This is a genomic window from Thalassospira sp. MCCC 1A02491 (assembly GCF_001613785.1).
Classification (GTDB): domain Bacteria; phylum Pseudomonadota; class Alphaproteobacteria; order Rhodospirillales; family Thalassospiraceae; genus Thalassospira; species Thalassospira povalilytica.
This window is the reverse complement of the sequence record NZ_LPVX01000028.1, coordinates 103,175-122,203: the sequence shown is the minus strand read 5'-3', so window position 1 is coordinate 122,203 and position 19,029 is coordinate 103,175. Positions and strand designations below refer to the sequence as shown.

Annotated in this window: 14 protein-coding genes; 9 read left to right on the top strand and 5 right to left on the bottom strand. The window is 55.2% G+C overall.

Going from position 1 to position 19,029, the window contains the following annotated elements; all coding sequences use genetic code 11:
- The first annotated feature begins 10 nt into the window (after positions 1–10).
- Both uvrB and AUQ42_RS09570 read left to right on the top strand, forming a co-directional pair.
- Positions 11–2,146 (top strand): excinuclease ABC subunit UvrB, encoded by a 2,136-nt coding sequence (gene uvrB, locus AUQ42_RS09575; RefSeq protein ID WP_068518856.1) that lies wholly within the window; start codon positions 11–13, stop codon positions 2,144–2,146.
- A 177-nt stretch (positions 2,147–2,323) separates the two neighbouring features.
- Positions 2,324–3,100 carry an ABC transporter substrate-binding protein gene (locus tag AUQ42_RS09570; RefSeq protein WP_197460830.1) on the top strand — a complete coding sequence of 259 codons (777 nt, stop codon included), beginning with the start codon at positions 2,324–2,326 and terminating at the stop codon, positions 3,098–3,100.
- 200 nt (positions 3,101–3,300) lie between these two features.
- On the opposite strand, the gene msrP is transcribed toward AUQ42_RS09570, so the two are convergent.
- The gene (msrP, locus tag AUQ42_RS09565; protein ID WP_068518854.1) at positions 3,301–4,269 is read right to left on the bottom strand and encodes a protein-methionine-sulfoxide reductase catalytic subunit MsrP; all 969 of its coding nucleotides are present in this window, start codon (positions 4,267–4,269) and stop codon (positions 3,301–3,303) included.
- A gap of 223 nt (positions 4,270–4,492) precedes the next feature.
- Here msrP and AUQ42_RS09555 point away from each other — a divergent pair, with 223 nt between their 5' ends.
- The 7 genes from AUQ42_RS09555 to AUQ42_RS09525 all read left to right on the top strand — a co-directional run bounded on the left by AUQ42_RS09555 (position 4,493) and on the right by AUQ42_RS09525 (position 11,433).
- Positions 4,493–5,386: a LysR family transcriptional regulator gene (locus AUQ42_RS09555; protein ID WP_068518886.1), complete on the top strand. Its 894-nt coding sequence runs from the start codon at positions 4,493–4,495 to the stop codon at positions 5,384–5,386.
- Between the two features lie 89 nt (positions 5,387–5,475).
- Positions 5,476–6,339, top strand: a complete 864-nt coding sequence (locus AUQ42_RS09550; RefSeq protein ID WP_082817808.1) for a putative hydro-lyase — start codon at positions 5,476–5,478, stop codon at positions 6,337–6,339.
- Positions 6,340–6,365: 26 nt separating this feature from the next.
- Positions 6,366–7,418, top strand: coding sequence for a TRAP transporter substrate-binding protein (locus tag AUQ42_RS09545; RefSeq protein WP_068518852.1), 1,053 nt, complete (start codon positions 6,366–6,368; stop codon positions 7,416–7,418).
- A gap of 28 nt (positions 7,419–7,446) precedes the next feature.
- Entirely contained in the window at positions 7,447–7,995 is a 549-nt protein-coding gene (locus AUQ42_RS09540) for a TRAP transporter small permease subunit (RefSeq protein WP_082817813.1), read from the top strand.
- Positions 7,992–9,272 carry a TRAP transporter large permease gene (locus tag AUQ42_RS09535; protein ID WP_068518850.1) on the top strand — a complete coding sequence of 427 codons (1,281 nt, stop codon included), beginning with the start codon at positions 7,992–7,994 and terminating at the stop codon, positions 9,270–9,272. Before AUQ42_RS09540 ends, AUQ42_RS09535 begins: the two co-directional genes overlap by 4 nt.
- Before the next feature lie 159 nt (positions 9,273–9,431).
- Positions 9,432–10,115 carry a DUF2848 domain-containing protein gene (locus AUQ42_RS09530; protein ID WP_068518849.1) on the top strand — a complete coding sequence of 228 codons (684 nt, stop codon included), beginning with the start codon at positions 9,432–9,434 and terminating at the stop codon, positions 10,113–10,115.
- Between the two features lie 49 nt (positions 10,116–10,164).
- Positions 10,165–11,433 (top strand): amidase family protein, encoded by a 1,269-nt coding sequence (locus AUQ42_RS09525; protein ID WP_068518848.1) that lies wholly within the window; start codon positions 10,165–10,167, stop codon positions 11,431–11,433.
- Between the two features lie 78 nt (positions 11,434–11,511).
- Here AUQ42_RS09525 and AUQ42_RS09520 read toward each other — a convergent pair whose 3' ends face one another.
- From AUQ42_RS09520 to AUQ42_RS09500, 4 genes are all read right to left on the bottom strand, one after another.
- Complete coding sequence (locus AUQ42_RS09520; protein ID WP_068518847.1) at positions 11,512–11,982, bottom strand: Dps family protein; 471 nt, start codon at positions 11,980–11,982, stop codon at positions 11,512–11,514.
- A gap of 168 nt (positions 11,983–12,150) precedes the next feature.
- Complete coding sequence (locus tag AUQ42_RS09515; RefSeq protein ID WP_197460829.1) at positions 12,151–14,211, bottom strand: elongation factor G; 2,061 nt, start codon at positions 14,209–14,211, stop codon at positions 12,151–12,153.
- A gap of 836 nt (positions 14,212–15,047) precedes the next feature.
- Positions 15,048–16,424, bottom strand: a complete 1,377-nt coding sequence (locus tag AUQ42_RS09505) for an adenylate/guanylate cyclase domain-containing protein (RefSeq protein ID WP_068518884.1) — start codon at positions 16,422–16,424, stop codon at positions 15,048–15,050.
- A gap of 1,289 nt (positions 16,425–17,713) precedes the next feature.
- Positions 17,714–18,643, bottom strand: coding sequence for a LysR family transcriptional regulator (locus AUQ42_RS09500; RefSeq protein WP_068518844.1), 930 nt, complete (start codon positions 18,641–18,643; stop codon positions 17,714–17,716).
- Positions 18,644–19,029 lie beyond the last annotated feature (386 nt).

The following is a 19,029-nucleotide window of genomic DNA, read 5'->3' as shown; positions in this document are numbered from 1 at the left end:
GATTTGCCCGATGGATGCGCTACCGGAATTTCTGACCAAACGTCGCCCGCCCGTTGAAGGGTCACGGGAATTCAAGCTGGTGACGGAATATCAGCCCGCCGGCGATCAGCCATCCGCGATTGCCGAACTGATGGCGGGCATCAACGAGAATGAACGCGATCAGGTTCTGCTGGGTGTGACCGGGTCGGGCAAGACCTTTACCATGGCGAACATCATCGCCAATACCCAGCGCCCTGCCCTTGTTCTTGCGCCAAACAAGACTTTGGCCGCCCAGCTTTATGCCGAGATGAAGGGGTTTTTCCCGGAAAACGCGGTCGAGTATTTCGTTTCCTATTACGACTATTACCAGCCAGAAGCCTATATTCCGCGGACCGACACCTATATCGAAAAAGACAGTTCGATTAACGAACAGATCGACCGGATGCGCCACGCTGCAACGCGCGCAATCCTTGAACGCAACGACTGTATCATCGTGGCGTCGGTGTCGTGCATTTACGGTATCGGGGCGGTGGAAACATATCTTGAGATGACCCAGCGCATTTCGGTTGGCGACGAGGTCGATCGCAACGACATCATGAAGCGGCTGGTCGAACTGCAATATACCCGCAATGACGCGGCCTTTTCGCGCGGCACTTTCCGGGTGCGCGGTGATGTGCTTGAGATTTTCCCGGCCCACGCCGAAGACCGGGCATGGCGGGTTTCGATGTTTGGCGACGAGATCGAGGAACTGGCCGAGTTCGATCCGCTGACCGGGCATAAATTTGCGACTATGGACTCGGTCACGGTTTATGCAAATTCGCACCATGTGACACCGCGCCCGACCCTTGTGCAGGCGATGGCCGGCATCAAGCAGGAACTGAAAGATCGCCTGGCACAGTTCCGCGAGGAGGGCAAACTTCTTGCCGCCGAGCGCATTGAACAGCGCACGACCTTTGACCTTGAAATGATGGAAACGGTCGGACACTGCAAAGGGATTGAAAACTATTCCCGCTGGTTGTCGGGCCGTAATCCCGGCGATCCGCCGCCGACATTGTTTGAATATCTTCCGGAAAATGCGTTGCTGTTTGTCGATGAAAGCCACGTGGCCGTCCCACAGATCGGCGGCATGTACCGGGGGGACTATAATCGCAAATTCACCCTGGCCGAACATGGGTTCCGCCTGCCAAGCTGTGTTGATAACCGTCCTTTGAAGTTCGAGGAATGGGACGCCATGCGCCCGCAAAGCGTGTTTGTTTCGGCAACACCGGGCAATTGGGAAATGGAACGCACCGGTGGTGTCTTTGCCGAACAGGTGATCCGCCCGACCGGTCTTATTGATCCGGTCTGTATTGTTCGCCCGGTTGAAACCCAGGTCGATGATCTTCTGGGTGAGGCCAAGGCATGTGCGGCCAAGGGCCAGCGCGTTCTGGTCACGACCCTGACCAAACGCATGGCCGAGGATTTGACCGAATATCTGCATGAACACGGCATTCGTGTGCGGTATCTGCATTCCGACATTGATACGCTTGAACGGATCGAGATCATCCGTGATTTGCGTCTGGGTGTGTTTGACGTTCTGGTTGGCATCAACCTTCTGCGCGAGGGGCTGGATATTCCGGAATGTGCGTTGGTGGCGATCCTTGATGCGGACAAGGAAGGGTTCCTTCGGTCCAAGACATCGCTGGTTCAGACCATTGGTCGCGCGGCGCGTAACGTTGATGGTCGGGTGTTGCTGTATGCCGACAAGATGACCGACAGCCTGGAATATGCGATTGGCGAAACCAACCGCCGCCGTGAAAAGCAGATGGCCTATAACGAGGAACATGGCATCACGCCGGAAACGGTCCGCAGCAAGATCAATGATGTTCTTGAAAGTGTGGCGGAACAGGATTACGTCACGGTCGATACCGGCGTTTCGGGCGACACATTGATTGGTCATAACCTGCGTGCGCATATCGAAGATCTTGAAAAACGGATGCGCGAAGCCGCAGGCAACCTTGAATTCGAAGAGGCCGCCCGCCTGCGCGACGAGGTCAAGCGACTGGAAGACCAGGAACTTGGTCTTGCGGAAGCCGGACCGATGGCGCGAAGCATCGGAACGGCCGGCCCCGGATCAAAATCGGCCAACAAACCGAAATATAAAGGTCGTCGGCGCAAGGGGCCATAAGCCAAAAACCAATGCAGAAAACGCCGCATCAGATGAGCGAGCATTGCAAAAACAACGGTTGTTCGGGGTGATTTAGTCCGCATATAAAGCGCCATGACGGGCGACGGGAGTCGCGTTGTTGAAGGGAGCGGGTTCTTTCCCTATCCTGATGTTCTGGTGGCCTTGGAGAACAGCTTTATGCTGCGTCTGAGATCTTGGCTTTTGTGGGTTGCGGTTTGTTTGGCCGGGGCAGGTGGATTGTTTGCCGGTGGCAATGCCGCTGCGCGCGAACTGACTGTGGTGATCAATCCCGCGCCACCCTATCGCATCGTCAAGGAAACGCCGGATGGGCTTTCATATTCGGGCATTTATGTTGAAGTGGTGCGCGAAGCCGCACGCCGGGTCGGTATTGATCTTGCGTTCGAAGTGGTGCCGTTCAGGCGTGCTCTTTACCTGATCGAACGGGGCAAGGCCGATTTGATGTTGGGCCCCAACCGTACCGATGAACGCCAGCAATATATGTATTATTTCGGCGCGGCCTTACCCGACGAGCCAAAGGCGATCTATATCGGGGCGCTTGATGGCGATATCCGAAGCATTCAGGATCTGGGCGCAAAGTCGGTCGGGGTGTTGCGCGGGGCAAATCACAGCCGCCAGCTTGACGAAGTTGCCGATATCCGGCTGGTCGAGGCGGCCGATTATCCGACCCTGTTCAGGATGCTTGATATGCACCGGATCCATGCCTTGATCGTTCCGGAACTTCTGGCGGTTGAACTGATCAGACGCGAAGGGCCGTTTCGTATTCGCAAGGCCGATCTGGTGTTGCAAGGCCAGCCATCCTTTATCGGATTGTCCCGCCAGTCCGCCTATTTCACCGATGGCAGCTTTACCGCACTTGAAGCCGCATTGGTTGAAATGCGCCATGACGGCACGTTTGATCAAATCTATGCCCGTTATGCCCAGCCCGCCCAATAGGCGGATCTGACATCACGCATCCCTGCATCAAGCATCCCGCATTATGAAGCGGGGATGATTGTGTGCCGCCATGGGCAAATTTGCAGATCGTAATGCCGGTCCCGAAAACCGAACGCGCCGCCCATCAGCAATGATGGCCAGCGCGCATAAGGGGAAGATCGGTTGCAAGGAGCGTGTTTGCTGCGCTCAAGGATGACCGGTCACATGAACAGTTTTTCGTTTTTCATGCCCTTGTAGATATCGGCGACATATTCACCATATCCGTTGTAAATCCGGGTCGGGACACTTTCGCCATTGTTCAGAAGGCGTTCGTAAGCCTGGCTCCATCGCGGATGGGGGACTTCGGGGTTTACATTGGCCCAGAAGCCGTATTCGTCGCTGTTGATATCTTCCCAGAAACTTTTGGGCCGTTCATCGGTGAAGGTAAAGCGGACGATGGATTTGATGTTTTTGAAGCCGTATTTCCAAGGGGTGACCAGACGCAAGGGCGCGCCATTTTGTTTGGGCAGTTCTTCGCCATAAATGCCCGTCGCGATCATGGTCAGTTCATTGGTGGCCTCGGCCATCGACAGACCTTCGATATAGGGCCAGGGGTACCAGAATTGACGAAGCCCCGGCATGGTTTCCTTTTGGCTGGCGGTTTCCATTTCGACATATTTGGCGCCTGAAAGCGGTTTGGCAAAATCAACCAGTGCCTTCATCGGGAAGCCGGACCAGGGCACGGTCATGGCCCATGCTTCGACACAGCGGAAACGATAGACCCGTTCTTCGAGCGGCATCTTGCGCACGAGTTCTTCGAAATCGATTTCGATCGGCTTTTCAACCAGCCCGTCGATCTTGACTGTCCAGGGGCGGATATTCATCGCCTGGGCGGCCTGCGAGATCGATTTGTGCGACCCGAATTCATAGAAGTTGTTATAGGTCAGCGCCTTGGCCTTTTCGGTCAGTTCGCGATCCACCGTGTAGGCCGGATTGCGCGATACTGGATAAAGGTCGGCGGTTGATGCCGATCCTTGTGCCAGCGCACTGCCAATTGGCAGGGACGCGGCGGTTGCACCGATCGATCCGGCGGCAATCCCCTTAAGGAACTGACGGCGGTTCTGGTAGACCGCTTGTGGTGTGGCATCGCGTTCAGGAATTTCCCAGCCCTTTTTGCGGCGTATCAGCATGTCGTCCTCCAATTACCCGGTTGGTTCAATGTCCGTGCAAAAGCATCTTTGGGCAAGTCACGCCTCGGTGATCGGTTGGTGAAACCCGGTTTGGCGCGCGGTCCGGTATCTTGGATTTACGGCAAAAGACGGGCTTCTGATCAAAAGATTGATCAATTGATCGTGCGAAGTGATCGGATGGAGGGTAAAGTGATCACAAACAATATTGATCAGGGTGGATGGCGTGTTTGAATTCAAGGATATCGAAATTCTGCAAGATATCGTCAAGGCTGGCGGTTTTCGGGCAGCAGCCCAGAAATACAATCTGTCGCAATCGGCGATCTCGGCCCGGGTTTCGGGGTTGGAAAAGAAACTGGGCATCATGCTGTTTGATCGCAGCAACCGGCAGGTTCGCCTGACGGCGGCGGGTTTGCGCTTTGTCGAGGAAGCCCAGCGCCTGTCACGGGCGCGCGACCGCATCTGGCAGGAATTGACCCATCCGGGCGAGTTGAGCGGAACCGTGCGCATCGGTGTTGCCGAAACCATCGTGCATACGCTTTTGACCGATATGCTCAACAAGCTGAAAAATGACTTTCCCAAGGTCCGGTTCGAATTGTCAGTCGATACATCCGGGCAGCTTGGCAAGGCACTTGAAGATGACGAGATGGATGTCGCGATCATGTTGCGCGAATCCGTGCCCCAAGGTGCGGTGGCAGCCCCGTTAAAGCCGGTTGAACTGGGCTGGTATTGTGCCGAAACGATGGAACTGGGGGATGCACCCCTGTCACTAGGTGAGCTGGCAAGCCATGCCATCGTGACATTTCCAAAGGGCACCCCGCCATTTCGCGAGGTCGAAAGTATCTTTGCCGCACCCGATATTTCCCAGCCGGCATTGCATGGTTCGGCATCGCTTTCGACCGTTAAACATCTGGTGGCGGGGGGCTTCGGGATCGGGGTTTTGCCGACCCTGATGGTCAAGAATTCCGTTTGGGATGAACATATTAAGCAAATCCCGGTGCGCGATGAGGCATCGCTGACGGCGTTACATTTTGTCATCACCTATTACCCGGAACGCAACCGCGAAATCGGGGCAGCAGTACAGGAAGCAGCAAAACTGTTTGATCAAACTGATCGCTAAATACGATCAAAAATCAGATAAAATGATTTCTTGACAAGATCGGTCCGGTTTCTCAATCTTTACAAAGAGGCAGAGAATGGGACTCAAAAATGAACGCGTCAAAAAGCGCCCCCCGTTCCGTTGACATCGCGAAAGAAGCCATTTCCGCAATTACGCCACTGGCGTTGCGCAAGGCGATCCGTAGCGGCGAACATACAGGGACGACCACCGGTTATTCATCAGGTTACCTTCAGGGCAATCTGGCGATCCTGCCGGCCGACTACGCAGACGAGTTTCTGCAATTCTGTGCAAAGAACCCCAAATCATGCCCGTTGATCGGGATGTCCGAACCAGGATCGCCGTTTATCCCGGCACTGGGCGCGGATCTTGATATTCGCACCGATCTTCCGGGGTATCGCATTTTCCGCGGCAGTGCTGATTACACCAGTGCGACCGATCTGACCGATGTCTGGCGCGATGATCTGGTGACATTCGTTCTGGGTTGTTCGTTTTCGTTTGAAGCGGCAATCACGCGCGGCGGTGTGCCGCTGCGTCACATGGATGCCAACCGCAATGTGCCGATGTATGTGACCAATATCGAAACGTCCCCAGCCGGGCGTTTCCATGGTCCGCTGGTGGTATCGATGCGATCATTCACCCCGGGCGACGCGATCCGGGCGATCCTGTATTCCGATCGATATCGTCTGGCCCACGGCGCACCGGTTCATATCGGTGACCCGGCCCAGATCGGTATTGCGGATATCATGAAACCGGACTTTGGAGATGAACCCGTCATTCATGAAGGGGACATTCCGGTTTTCTGGGCGTGCGGAGTCACGCCGCAAATGGCAATTCGCAATGTCTTACCCGAATTTGCCATCACGCACGAACCCGGCCTGATGCTTGTGACTGACGTCCTCGCCGAGGCCGCGGAGTTTTCCCTTCAGACCAAACCACACACACACCAATCATAAACGATCTATCAGAGAGGACTTTTCTTATGAAAAAGATGGTTTCTTCGCTTTTGGCGGTTTCTGCCCTGGGTGCAGGTTTTGCCGCAACCCCGGCCTTTGCCGAGGATCTTTCGGTTGTCGGCAGCTGGAGCAGCCTGCCGCTTTACAAACAGTATGAAAGCCCGTTCTGGACCGAAACCCTTCCGGCAGATTCCAACGGCGAATTCAATGTTGAAATGACGACCCATGACCAGATGGGCATCGGTGGCGGTGACGTGTTCCGTATCCTGAGCGACGGTGTTTTTGACGTTGCCATGACCGTTGGCGATTACGCAGTTGGCGATGCGCCGGAACTTGAAGGTCTTGACGTGCCGCTGGTCGCCAACACCGCGGCCGAAGCAAAAGCAATGGTCGAAGCAGCCCGTCCGATGGTTGATGACATCTTTGCCGATCGTTTCAACGCCAAGGTTCTGGCAGTTGCACCGTACCCGCCGCAGGTTGTTTTCTGTGCCGGTGAAGTCAACACGCTTGCCGATCTTAAAGGCAAGAAAGTCCGTGGTTCGGGCCGTATGACCACCAAGTTCCTGGAAGCACTGGGTGCGACCGGCGTGAACGTTGCCTTCTCGGAAGTTCCGGGCGGTCTTGAGCGTGGTGTTATCGATTGTGCCGTTACCGGTGCCGGTTCGGGCTATAGCGCAGGCTGGTGGGAAGTTTCCGATCACCTGATGACCATTCCGCTTGGCGGTTGGGATCCGGTTGTGACCGCGATGAACATGGACAAATGGAACAGCCTGAGTGCCGAACAGCAGGCCTTCATCATGGATGAAGTCAAAACCAAGTTCGAAGCACCGGCCTGGGCGTCGGCAGCAGATGCACTTAAAAACGATGTTGCCTGCCTGACCGGCAATGGCACCTGCCCGGCAGGTGATGCGGCAAGCATGAAACTGGTTGAAGTTTCCGAAGCCGATGTTGCCAAGGCCAAGGAAATCCTGACCACCACGGTTCTGCCGGAATGGGCAGAGCGCGCAGGTAACGATTGGGTCAAACGCTGGAACGATAGCGTTGGTGCGACCGTCGGTGTTACCGTACCGCTGAACTAATCAATAGTGCATGGCGGAGACCGAGATCGTGACCCAGAAACTGATTGCGGCCATCCGCCGCACAAACCGCATTATCGCGCTGCTCGTCGGACTTGTTCTGATGGGCAGCGTGGCCCTGATCATCGCCGAGATTTTGCTGCGTGAAGTTGGCATATCGCTTGGCGGATCAGAAGAAATTTCAGGTTACGTCATGGCAGGCGTTGCAAGCTGGGGCCTTTCATTTGCCCTGACCGAGCTTGCCCATGTCAGGATTGACCTTATTCGTCTGAAATTGCAGCAGCGCGGCAAGGCGTTCCTTGATCTGCTGGCAATTGTTGCGCTGGCCGCCGTGGCATCGATTGTTGCCATTCAATGTTGGCCGGTGCTGTCCAAGACGATCGAACGCGGATCAACCGCAAACACGCCGCTTGAAACGCCACTTTGGATTCCGCAGGCCATCTGGTTTTCCGGCTGGTTGTGGTTTGCGGTCTGTTCCTGTGCGCTGGTGATCCTTACCCTTATTCTTTTGATGCGACGCGATCTTGAACAGGCCGATACGCTTGTTGGTGCCCGCTCTGAACTGGAGCTGGAATCATGATTTTCGCTGTTACCGCATCCTTGCTGGGTCTTTTGGCCCTGTCGATCCCGGTGGGGATTGTTCTTTTCCTGTTGGGGATTGGTGTTGATCAGTTCTTTACCCCGTTCCCGCTGTTGCGCGGGTTGGGGCAGGTTGTCTGGTCGTCGTCCAATTCTTCGACCCTGATTGCCATTCCGTTCTTTGTGCTGCTGGGTGAAATCCTGGTGCGTGGCGGGATTGCCGCAAAAACCTATGAGGCACTTGATAAGTGGTTCTCATGGCTGCCCGGTGGTCTGATCCATGCCAATATCGGTACGGCAACCATGTTTTCGGCAACCTCGGGGTCATCGGTTGCGACCGCTGCCACCGTTGCCACCGTCGCCATGCCGCAGGCCGAGAAGCTTGGTTATGATCCCAAACTGTTTTCCGGGGCGATTGCCGCGGGCGGTACATTGGGCATCATGATCCCGCCATCGATCAACCTGATTGTTTACGGGTTCCTGACCGAAACATCGATCCCGCGCCTGTTCCTTGCCGGTCTGGTGCCGGGCCTTGTGATGGCGGTGGCCTTCATGCTGGTGACAGCGGCCCTTTGCAAAATCAAACCGTCGCTTGGCGGGCAAAGCCGGTCCTTTACATGGTCGGAACGCATTGTCAGCCTGAAGCATTTGCTGCCTATCCTTGTGCTGTTCTTTGTGGTGATCGGATCGATCTATGCCGGTTGGGCGACCCCCACGGAATCAGCCGCGGTTGGTGTTGCGATTGCACTTGGGATTGCCGCCTTCAACAAGGGTGTATCCAACCAGATGGTCAAAATGTGCCTTTTGGGCACGGTGCGGATTACCGCGATGATCATGCTGGTGATTATCGGCGCCTATTTCCTGAACTTCACCCTGACAGCGGCGGGTATGGGCCGCGAGCTCAAGGAGCTTCTGGTCGGTCTTAACCTGAGTCCGATGGGAACCCTTTTGGTGGTGATCGCGCTTTATATCGTGCTGGGCTTCTTTATCGAGACCCTGTCGCTGATGGTGGCGACCATTCCGATCATTGTGCCGATCATGGTCGGCATGGGGTTTGACAAGGTCTGGTTTGGCATTCTTCTGATCGTTCTGATCGAGATGGCGCTGATTACCCCGCCGGTCGGATTGAACCTTTATGTCGTGCAAGGCGCACGCAAGACCGGACGATTGTCCGAGGTCATGCTGGGTACCATCCCGTTTGTTCTGGTGATGGTGGCCATGATTATCGGTCTGATCTTCCTGCCTGATCTTGCACTGTTCCTGCCGGAATATCTCTGAGCCGGGAACGCGCAGACCCCATTTCCCTGAACGGGCCAATAAAGAATGCGGATCCACAACCGATCCGCATTCGGGCCCCGCGTCCGCCTGTTGCATCGCGTATCCGCACCGCGCAACAGGCCGGACGCCCCAAAAAACAAATTGAACGGGACTATAAAAATGCAGATGAAATTCAGCCTTTCTGGCAAAGAGATCGCCTTTGACATCAGCCATTGCACCGTTGCCGGTTGGACCGGACGCGATGCCAAGGCCATTCAGCATCACATCGACGAGTTGGCCGCAATCGGTGTCAAACCGCCATCAAGCGTTCCGCTTTATTACCGGACGGCATCGGGCATGGTAACCCAGCAGGACGTGATTGAAGTGGTTGGCAAAGGCACATCGGGCGAGATCGAACCGTTCCTGATTGCAAGTGATGGCGTGCTTTATATCGGTCTGGCATCGGATCATACCGACCGTGAACTTGAAGCGCATTCGGTTGCCCTGTCCAAACAGATCTGTGAAAAGCCGGTGGCACGCGACATCTGGCGTTTTGACGAAGTGGCCGACCATATCGAACAGATCGAAATGCGGTCGTGGATTTCGGAAAAGGACGGCGATGACTGGGTTCTGTATCAGGAAGGCACGATTGCCTCGATCCGTCCGTTGACTGACCTGATTGATGGTTCGGGTCTGATGTCATCGGCCCCGGCCGGCAAGGCATCGGTGATGCTGTGCGGGACCCTTGGTGCCAAGGGTGGCGTGCGTCCGGCAAAACGTTTCAAAATGGCGTTGCATGATCCGGTACTTGGTCGCACGATCGAGCATTCTTATGCAATTAATGAACTGCCGGAAATTGCCTGAGCCAGTTTCCGTCTGAACCATAACGATAAAACAAGGATGAGGCAGCCAGATGGGTGCGATGATCGACAAGGCACAAGCAGCAATCGACAAGGTCAATGAACTTGGTGATCTGAAGGGTAAAATCTTTACCGAATTTGACCCGGACCGAATTCTGGCTGCTGCGGCAAAGGCCGAAGAAATGGCTGCTGCCAATCCCGACCTGCCATTGGCCGGGATGCTGGTGTCGATCAAGGACCTGTATGACGAGGCCGGCATTGCCACCACGGCGGCATCCAAGCTTTTGCTTGATCGCGCACCGGCCGATCAGGATTGCGATGTTGTGGCCCAGGTCAAAAAAGCCGGTGCGATCCCGTTCGGGCGCACCAGCCTGAGCGAATTTGCCTATTCCGGTGTCGGGCTTAACCCGCATTACGGCACACCTGGCAATGTGTTCGACCCTGAAGGTATTCCGGGCGGTTCAACATCGGGTGGCGGTTTGACCGTTGCCCATGGTCTGGTTGATTTTGCACTTGGCACCGATACCGGCGGATCGATCCGGATCCCGTCGGCAATTAACGGGCTTTATGGTTTCAAACCCAGCCGGTTGTGCGTTTCGGGCAAGGGCATCCATCCGTTGGCAAAAAGCTTTGATACGCCAGGGCCGCTTGCGCGTGATCTGGAAACCGCGATCACGGTTTTCGAAGTCATGATCGGCAAGACCGTTGCGCAGACTGCTGCGAAATCCATCCGGATCGGTGTGCCGACCAGCGGGTTTGTCGACGGGCTGGATGACCGGGTCAAAGCCGACTTTGCCGCGATTTGTGACAAGCTGAAATCGGCGGGCCATGAGTTGGTCGAGATCGAGCTTGGCTTTGTTGCCGAGAATGCGATCCTGAATAAGATGCTGGTGGCGTTTGAAGCCCACGCGATCTATTCGGGGGATTTGGAGGCACTGGAAACCGTCGGTGATCCACGTGTTCTGGCACGGATCAAATTTGCCGAAACCCTGTCCAAGGACGAAATGATCGCAGCCTATGCCAAGCGGGCCGACATTGTTTCGATGTTTAATGCCGCGATGGCCGATGTCGATGTCATGATTGCGCCGACCTTGCCGATGATGGCACCGAAAATTGCCGAGGTCGAAGCCGATTTCGACCATTTGAATGCGCAGATGTTGCGCAATACCAGTTATCTTAATCTGGTTGATGCCTGTGCCATTTCGATCCCGGTCCATGTTGAAGGCGAAACCGTTCCGGCGGCCTTGATGATCGCAGCACCGCACGGGGCGGATAAAGTAGTCCTGAATGCAGCCCGCCAGATCGATCCGCTGTTTGGCTAAGATCACCTGTCTGACAGATTAAAAAAACGGCCCGGGATTTCCGGGCCGTTTTCTGTTTGGGAAAGATTGATCTGGTGATCAGCTTTCAAGCAGGGAACGCAGCATCCAGGCGGTTTTTTCATGAACCTGAATGCGGGCGGTCAGAAGGTCGGCAGTCGCGTCATCGTCCGAGCTGTCGCAAATCGGATAAAGCGAACGCGCGGTCTTGATCACGGTTTCATGGCCCGATACCAGCTGACGGATCATGTCCTTGGCAGCGGGGACGCCTTTTTCTTCCTCGATCGAAGACAATTCGGCATAGGCCGAGAAACTGGCCGGTGCAAACGCACCCAGCGAACGGATACGTTCGGCGATTTCATCAATCGCGGTGGCCAGTTCGGTATATTGTTCTTCGAACATGGTGTGCAGGGTCTGGAACATCGGACCCGTCACGTTCCAGTGGAAGTTGTGAGTCTTGAGATACAGCGCATAGGAATCAGCCAGAACGCGGCCAAGGCCGTCGGCGATTGCAGTGCGGTTGGTTTCATTGATGCCAATATCAATCTGCATGGTCGATCTCCTTTCGTCGAGGGCGCAACCCACGAAGGTTCTTTGTGTTTCTGTCTTGAGAAGGAGTATGAAACACGCAGAAACGTTACGCCAATCAATAGTTTATTGATTTGCAATAGATCAATTCTATTACAAAAAGTGTGGTTATAGATTGTGTCATGCCAAGGGCTATTTCCCGGCTTTCTGTTGCTGGGTGACGATGGTGTCGGCCTGTTTCCCGGTCAGTTCCTGCATGTGGGAATAGCTGCGTGTGAAAAAGCCGGTTCCCTGTGTCAAAGAACGTAATTCCGTCACCATGTCGGCGGTTTCCGATGTCGGCATCTGAACGTCGATTTCGTCCCATCCCTGCCAGCCATCCTTGGCATTGAAGCCAAGAATTTGACCTCGCCGGGTGCTGACCAGCCGCTGGGCCTTGGATGTGAAATCTGACGGGATCGAAATGGTACAGCGATCAACCGGTTCAAGAAGCACCGGACCGGCATTGCCAAGTGCCTCCCCGATGGCGATGCGGCCAGCCATCTGAAAGGCTTGATCGGAACTGTCGACAGTGTGATAGGACCCGTCGACCAGCTTGACGGCGACATCAATCACCGGAAAACCAAGTGGCCCGCATCGCAAGCCGTCACGAATGCCTTTTTCGACTGCCGAGATATATTGCCGCGGGATGGCGCCACCAACGATATGGTCGCTGAACTCAAATCCTTCGCCGCGGCCAAGCGGGCGCAGTTCGATTGCCGCATCCCCGAATTGGCCATGTCCGCCGGTCTGTTTTTTATATCGTCCGCGGGCCGAGGACGGCTTGCGGATGGTTTCCTGATAACCGGTCAGAACCGCCGTCGTGGTGATTTCCAGATGATAGTGATCGCGCAGATGTGCCAGCGCGCATTGCAGATGAATGTCCCCCTGACCGGCCAGAACCAGTTGTCCGGTGCTGTCATTGTGGGTGAAGCTCAGGGAACGGTCCTGTTCGCATAAATGTCGCAAAGCTTCGGTCAGTTTGACATCATCACCCGGTTTGGTGACTTCAAGCCCGGTTTCATAAAGCGGGGGCAGGGGATCGGGCCATAAACTGTCGATCGGGCCATCGGTTGCAACCAGACTTCCGGTGCGCAAATGTTCAACGCGCGGCAGGCCGACAATTGCCCCGGTTCGGGCAGCATCAAGCTTTTCATGCTTGTCGGCAAAGATGGTGCAAAGTCCTGACGGTTTGTCCGCACCAAGCGCATCACCGTTTTTAAGAACCCCCGACAGAACGCGCCCAAAGCAGAACCGCCCGGCATGGGACAGATGCAGGGTTTTGAAAATCTGAACGATGGTTTTCTGATCATCGGGATCAACACCAAGACGATGGGCACAGACATCCGCCGCAGGGGCTTCGTGGCGCAATGCCTTAAGCAGCCGGATGATCCCGTGATCCTGTTCGGCCGATCCGAAAAACACCGGCACGATCAGATCGCGGCCAAGATCCTGTTTAAGATTGTCATAGATCGTGGCAGGGGCGGGTGTTTGATCTTCGAGAATCTGTTCAAGAAGATCATCATCAAAATCAGCCAGTGTTTCGAGCAGGCCTTCGCGTGCTTCGTCTTCGCGGCTTGCCAGCGTGGAGGGCATGGTAATCAGTTTGGAAGGCTGACCTTCGAGATACTGGTAAGCCCGTTCAGAGACGATATCGACAAAGCCGGTGATGGCATCGTCATGACCATCGCCATCGCGGATCGGTATTTCACGCAGGATCAGGGGGCGTTCGGAAATGGATTGCAAGGCGTCGATATTATCGCGCAATCGCACGCCGCCATGATCGGTCTTGTTGATGAAAATCAGATGGGGGATGCGGTTGCGATCAAGAAATTTCAGGATCGGGGCAACCGTCATCACCCGGGCGGGATCACAATCAACCACGACAATGGCGACATCGCAGATCATCGCGACTTCGCGGGCATCCTGGGCAAAGTCAACCGATCCCGGACAGTCGATAAAATGCCATTCCTCGTCGAGATAGGTGGTCTGGGCGCAGGTGAGTTCGGTGCTCATTTCGCGGGTGCGCGATTGGGGATTGTTGTCGCCGACGGTATTGTGGTCGCGGATGGTTCCCTTGCGGTGGATGCGCCCGGTTGCACACAGCAAACTTTCAAACAGGGAAGTCTTGCCGCTGGAATAGGGGCCGATCAGGGCCGCAACGCGCGGGGGATGTGTGCCGGGTGAAGTGGTCGAACGGGCGGTGCTGGGCATTGGCATCTCCTTGAACAGGAAGACCGATATCCCATGGTGCCGGGCGTGTGTTGCGATCTGTTCCACGCTGCAGCAATCCTGGCAGCCGGTCTGGACGTTTCGAATGCCCGGTTTTGTCCGGGGTGTCTTTTTAAGGCAGGGTGGGGACAATGGGCATCAGGCAAAAGCCGTTTGGTGAATATTGCAGTTCTGTTTGCATGTTTTGTGCTGTCCGATACACCCCCTTAAGTAGATCATGGCTTGGGGCAGTGGTATCAAGTGGTTGGTGGAAATGTGCCCAGATTTGAACATAATTCGCCCCGAAATGGCCCAATCAGGCCTGTTTTCCTGCCTTGTTCTTTGGTCAAATTCGTTCTTGTCAGTCGAGGACATGGCCAGCCAAATCTGTCCCCCCTCACAAGGCTGGGCCGGTTGTTTTCAGGTTAGTTCCCCCACCTGGAATGCCGCGACTGACAAGGTCTCCCCAAGACCGTAATGACCCCGAATATGTTGGGGCGGGTTTATCCCGCCCCATTTTTTTATGTCCTGATCCGGGGCGGGACCGGGTGCCGTATTTGCCCCATTTCGCCCGCAAATGGTCATCAAGCGTAGATTTTTAAGCCCCAATTACATGGCAAATTCCTAATTATCGGAAGCGCAAACACCGATGCAGTGCCCTCCCTCACGACGCATCGGGGCCCGAATGAACGTTTTCTCCCCCGAAACGTTCACACCCCACGGGCAAGGCAACGCTTCCGATCGGTCTCCCCAAGACCATCTGTCCCCAAAGCCCGGGCGAGCCCCAAGCTCCCCGGGCCTTTTTTTGTCTGTGGCATGGCGCGCAAACAGAGCCGCGATCAGGCCTGTTGCGGGGTTGTTTGTGTAGTGCCGGCGTGACGTAGCTGCGGCGGGGCAATCCCGAATATTCTTGTCGGGGTTTCACGCCCGCGCATGGTGACCTCACCGCGTGAAATCCAGTTCGGGATATCGGCATGATCGCCACAGGCCCTGACGGTGCTTTCTGTGGCCAGGATGTAGCTTCCATATTGTTTGTTCATGCCTTCAAGGCGGGCGGCGATATTGACGTTGTCACCATGGACGGTAAAGGTCAGGCGGTTTTCCGATCCGATGGCACCGATCACGATATCACCGGTATTGATCCCGCATCGTGTTTTCAGCTTTCCACCGAAACTGTAGACCCGGTTTTCGGACAGTTCCTGAATGGCAAGTGCGGTGCGCACCGCATTCAGCGCATGATCGGCATCCGGGGTGACCGCGTTAAAGGTGATCAGCATGGCATCGCCTTCGAACTGCGTGATCACACCCCCGAAACGCGAAATGATGGCATTGGTCTGGGTGAAATACTCATTGAGCATCGTCGCCAATGCCTGGGGGCTCAGTTTTTCAGAGATGGATGAAAACCCTTCGATATCGGTGAACATCACGGTTGCGCTAACCGCTTCGCCATCGCCGGGCTTGATCTGTTGGTCGGCATGGGTGATGCGATCGGCAATTTCGGGCGATACAAACCGTGACAGATCGCGGGCGGCAATTTCATCGGTGACCGCACGGATAAAGGACCGTTTGGCACGCATCACCGCAATTGTCAGAACAAGGGTGACCAGAACAATTGCGATGATCTTGTCAATTTCCGCACCGATCAGGATAGAGTTCGAGGTCAGATAGGTGACATAGTCACGGGTGATCATGCTTTGGCCGCCCTCGCTCCAGATCACGTAACCGGCAAGGATCAGCCAGCCCAGGGCGGCCGTGCCGCCGGCAATCAGGATATAGCGCGGATCAAAGCGCAGGCTGCGCAACGCGATAAAGATAAAGACATACATCACCGTCGGCGCTTTGAGATAGAAGCTGGCCGGTTGCATATACTGGATATGGAAGCTCCAGATCAGGACCATCAGAAGCCCGATATCGGCAATCACCGACAAGGTCAGAAAACCGTCGGTCAGGGCATTGCGATAGGCCAGCATCAACCGTTTCAGCGTGAACAGGTAATAAAGCCCCAGCGCCCATGGCACCGGCTGAATGCCATTGGACATGGTGGCACTTGGCGAGATCGCATACAGGCTGGCGAAAATGGTCACCAGCAACAATTGCACCCAGCCAATCAGCTTTTCGCTGTCATGTTGTTGCTTGTCGATCGCGGCCTGAACCCGTTCGGGCAGGTGGGACTGGGCTTTGTTGCCAAACAGGAATGCACCAAGTGTGCTTTTCATTGTGACCGGAAACCCGATTGCTGTGGCCGAAACCATCAGACAATAGCACAGGATTGCTTAACAGACCCGGCAATGGCGCACACGACCGGCGGGCATTGTTAATCATCGCCCATTTGCCAAACAGGCCGTGCCGGTGCCGGTTAAAGAAGCCAGCGTGCGGATGGGGAGGGGAGGATGCGGGCAAAAAAAAAGCCGGGCAACAAATGTGCCCGGCAAGTTTATCAGGGAGGCTTCACGTCTGGGAGACGTAGGACCCTTCGCAGGGCCCTGGGTAAGCCGGACAGGGCGTCCGGCTAAGACCGAAATTCGGTCAGGGAGAAAACTCTTTACCGCGGTGCGGTGTTTGCCGCTGCGGTTCGAGAGGGAAGATAGCGTTTTTGCCGGGAAACACCACTGCCAAATTGCTTTTTCAGCCATGCAAAATCTGCATAAATGTTGGGCTGCGAAGATTTGTGGTTTAACTATTTGAAATTGCGCGATTTTATTTGGGTGATCTGTGTCACTTGCTTGTGAAATGGGCATTTGACCGCGAAATCAATTGTGCAACAGCACAAAAAAAATGCCGGTAGCAGGGGGGCGCTACCGGCAAAGATCAACAGGGAGGCTTACGTCTGGGAGACGTAGGGAATCTTGGGGAAGATTCCGGTGCCGGATTTCGTTCCGACGGACGGATCATGCGGAGATCAGGGAAGCTGAAGCGATCACGATTTCGCGTCTGCTCACAACTTATGATGCAAATGTAAGTATGCTTACTTCCGATTTAAAGTAGAATAAGTTCAGACCAACCATGCAGGGAATGCATGGCAGAAAAATGTCAATAATTTTAAGAAATTATGACCAGCCCCGCGTCTGGAGCATTCCAAAACACTTATATTATCCCCTGATCTGGATGGCTTGTCCGCGCGATTTTGCATGTAACGGACCGTTCTGCGACCCAAAAAACAGCATATGGCGATTCTGTCGACCAGATATCGGCGGGGATCAACGCCGATCAGGTCGCCTTTTCAAGGGACAGGGATGAATTTGGATGCCGCATTTGGCGGGTTCGCAAAGCTTGGTCCGGCTGGTGTGTGTTCCGCGTGTATTCCCGTGGTCCGGGCATCCGGATCATCCCGTTGGTGGCAGGGGCATGCAGGCAGGGGGCAGGCAGGGGGCAGGCAGTGGGGCTGGCCGGGGCCATGATCACTGACCATGGGGATGAGGCGAAATTATCCATGTGTTGTGCGCAATGCAAAACGGCCCGGCGGAACTGCCGGGCCGTTTCAAACGGGATTTGGGTAAGCCTTGCGCTATTTGTCGGCGCTGGCACTGCTGGCGGCAGCCGCGGCCTTGGCTTTTACCTTGGAGATTTCTTCGATCAGGAAGTCGCGGAATACGGCAATGCGTTTTGAATGGCGCAATTCTTCCGGATAGACGAAATAGGCATCAAAGCTTGGCCCTTCGAGCTCGGGCAGGATGCGGACCAGATTGCTGTTGGTCGGCAGCAGATAATCAGGCAGGGCCGAAATCCCCAGACCGGATTCGGTCGCGCGGAAAATGCCGTAAATATTGTTCAGCTTCAGAATCGGGCGCATGTCCGGTTTGAACTGCTGGGCGGTGGCCATCATCCAGTTGACGTTCGAAACCGGCGGGCGGGCATCCGCACCGTAAATGATCAGCCGGTGATCTTTCAGATCTTCGGGTGTCTTGGGCATGCCGTACTGTTTGATATATTCCGGCGACGCAAAGACGTGATAGCGCAATGTCATCAACTGCCGCTGTACCAGATCGGCCTGACGCGGTGGCTGCATGCGGATGGCGACATCGGCCTCACGCATGGCAAGATCAAGTTCCTCGTCATTGAGGACCAGCGACAGTTCGATTTCCGGATAGCGTTCCAGGAATTCATTGATGCGCGGGGTCAGCCAGGTCGAGCCAAAGGCCACCGTGGTGGTGACTTTCAGCGGGCCGCTCGGGCGTTCCTTGGATTCACGAATGCGGGCTTCGGCCATGGAAAGCTTGGCAAAGACGTCATGGGCGGTGCGATACAGCAACTCGCCCTGTTCGGTCAAAATCAGGCCACGGGCATGGCGGTGAAAAAGCGGAACCTTGACGCTTTCTTCAAGCGCGCTGATCTGTCGGCTGACAGCCGACTGGCTCAGATTAAGGTTTTCCCCTGCGTGAGTGAAGCTTCCGGCTTCCGCAACAGCGTGAAATACACGCAGCTTGTCCCAGTCCATAGACCCGCTCCTAGATGTCACTGCCGCACGGCTCTGCGCCAGTCCCCTGATAATACTTCTCTTCTTTTATGGGTAATTTGGTTTCAACACTGTTAAGCGCGTCACACAAACGACCCAAGCCCGTAATTGGGTTCAGACCCTTTACCAATATGAGGCCTGTAGCATTTTCTGCAAGCAGGCATTTTCCGCAATGTTGATTTCGCAGATGCGTGATTCTTTTGAAATGTCAGACGATTGGCGGGATCTGGTAATTTGTAAGCATGAAAAAAGGGGATGCATGTTGCATCCCCTTACAGGTGTTTCTGACCACTTCGCGTGATCGGGCAATCATCCTGTTTGGCCCGGCGATTGACGTGTTGTCAAAGCACGGTCAATGCCCTGTCAGA

Excerpts from the sequence above, each read along its gene's own strand:
- uvrB (WP_068518856.1), top strand. The coding sequence starts at position 11 with ATGGATGCGCTACCGGAATTTCTGACCAAACGTCGCCCGCCCGTTGAA.
- AUQ42_RS09570 (WP_197460830.1), top strand. The coding sequence starts at position 2,324 with ATGCTGCGTCTGAGATCTTGGCTTTTGTGGGTTGCGGTTTGTTTGGCC.
- msrP (WP_068518854.1), bottom strand. The coding sequence starts at position 4,269 with ATGCTGATACGCCGCAAAAAGGGCTGGGAAATTCCTGAACGCGATGCC.
- AUQ42_RS09550 (WP_082817808.1), top strand. The coding sequence starts at position 5,476 with ATGAACGCGTCAAAAAGCGCCCCCCGTTCCGTTGACATCGCGAAAGAA.
- AUQ42_RS09545 (WP_068518852.1), top strand. The coding sequence starts at position 6,366 with ATGAAAAAGATGGTTTCTTCGCTTTTGGCGGTTTCTGCCCTGGGTGCA.
- AUQ42_RS09535 (WP_068518850.1), top strand. The coding sequence starts at position 7,992 with ATGATTTTCGCTGTTACCGCATCCTTGCTGGGTCTTTTGGCCCTGTCG.
- AUQ42_RS09530 (WP_068518849.1), top strand. The coding sequence starts at position 9,432 with ATGCAGATGAAATTCAGCCTTTCTGGCAAAGAGATCGCCTTTGACATC.
- AUQ42_RS09525 (WP_068518848.1), top strand. The coding sequence starts at position 10,165 with ATGGGTGCGATGATCGACAAGGCACAAGCAGCAATCGACAAGGTCAAT.
- AUQ42_RS09520 (WP_068518847.1), bottom strand. The coding sequence starts at position 11,982 with ATGCAGATTGATATTGGCATCAATGAAACCAACCGCACTGCAATCGCC.
- AUQ42_RS09515 (WP_197460829.1), bottom strand. The coding sequence starts at position 14,211 with ATGCCCAGCACCGCCCGTTCGACCACTTCACCCGGCACACATCCCCCG.
- AUQ42_RS09505 (WP_068518884.1), bottom strand. The coding sequence starts at position 16,424 with ATGAAAAGCACACTTGGTGCATTCCTGTTTGGCAACAAAGCCCAGTCC.
- AUQ42_RS09500 (WP_068518844.1), bottom strand. The coding sequence starts at position 18,643 with ATGGACTGGGACAAGCTGCGTGTATTTCACGCTGTTGCGGAAGCCGGA.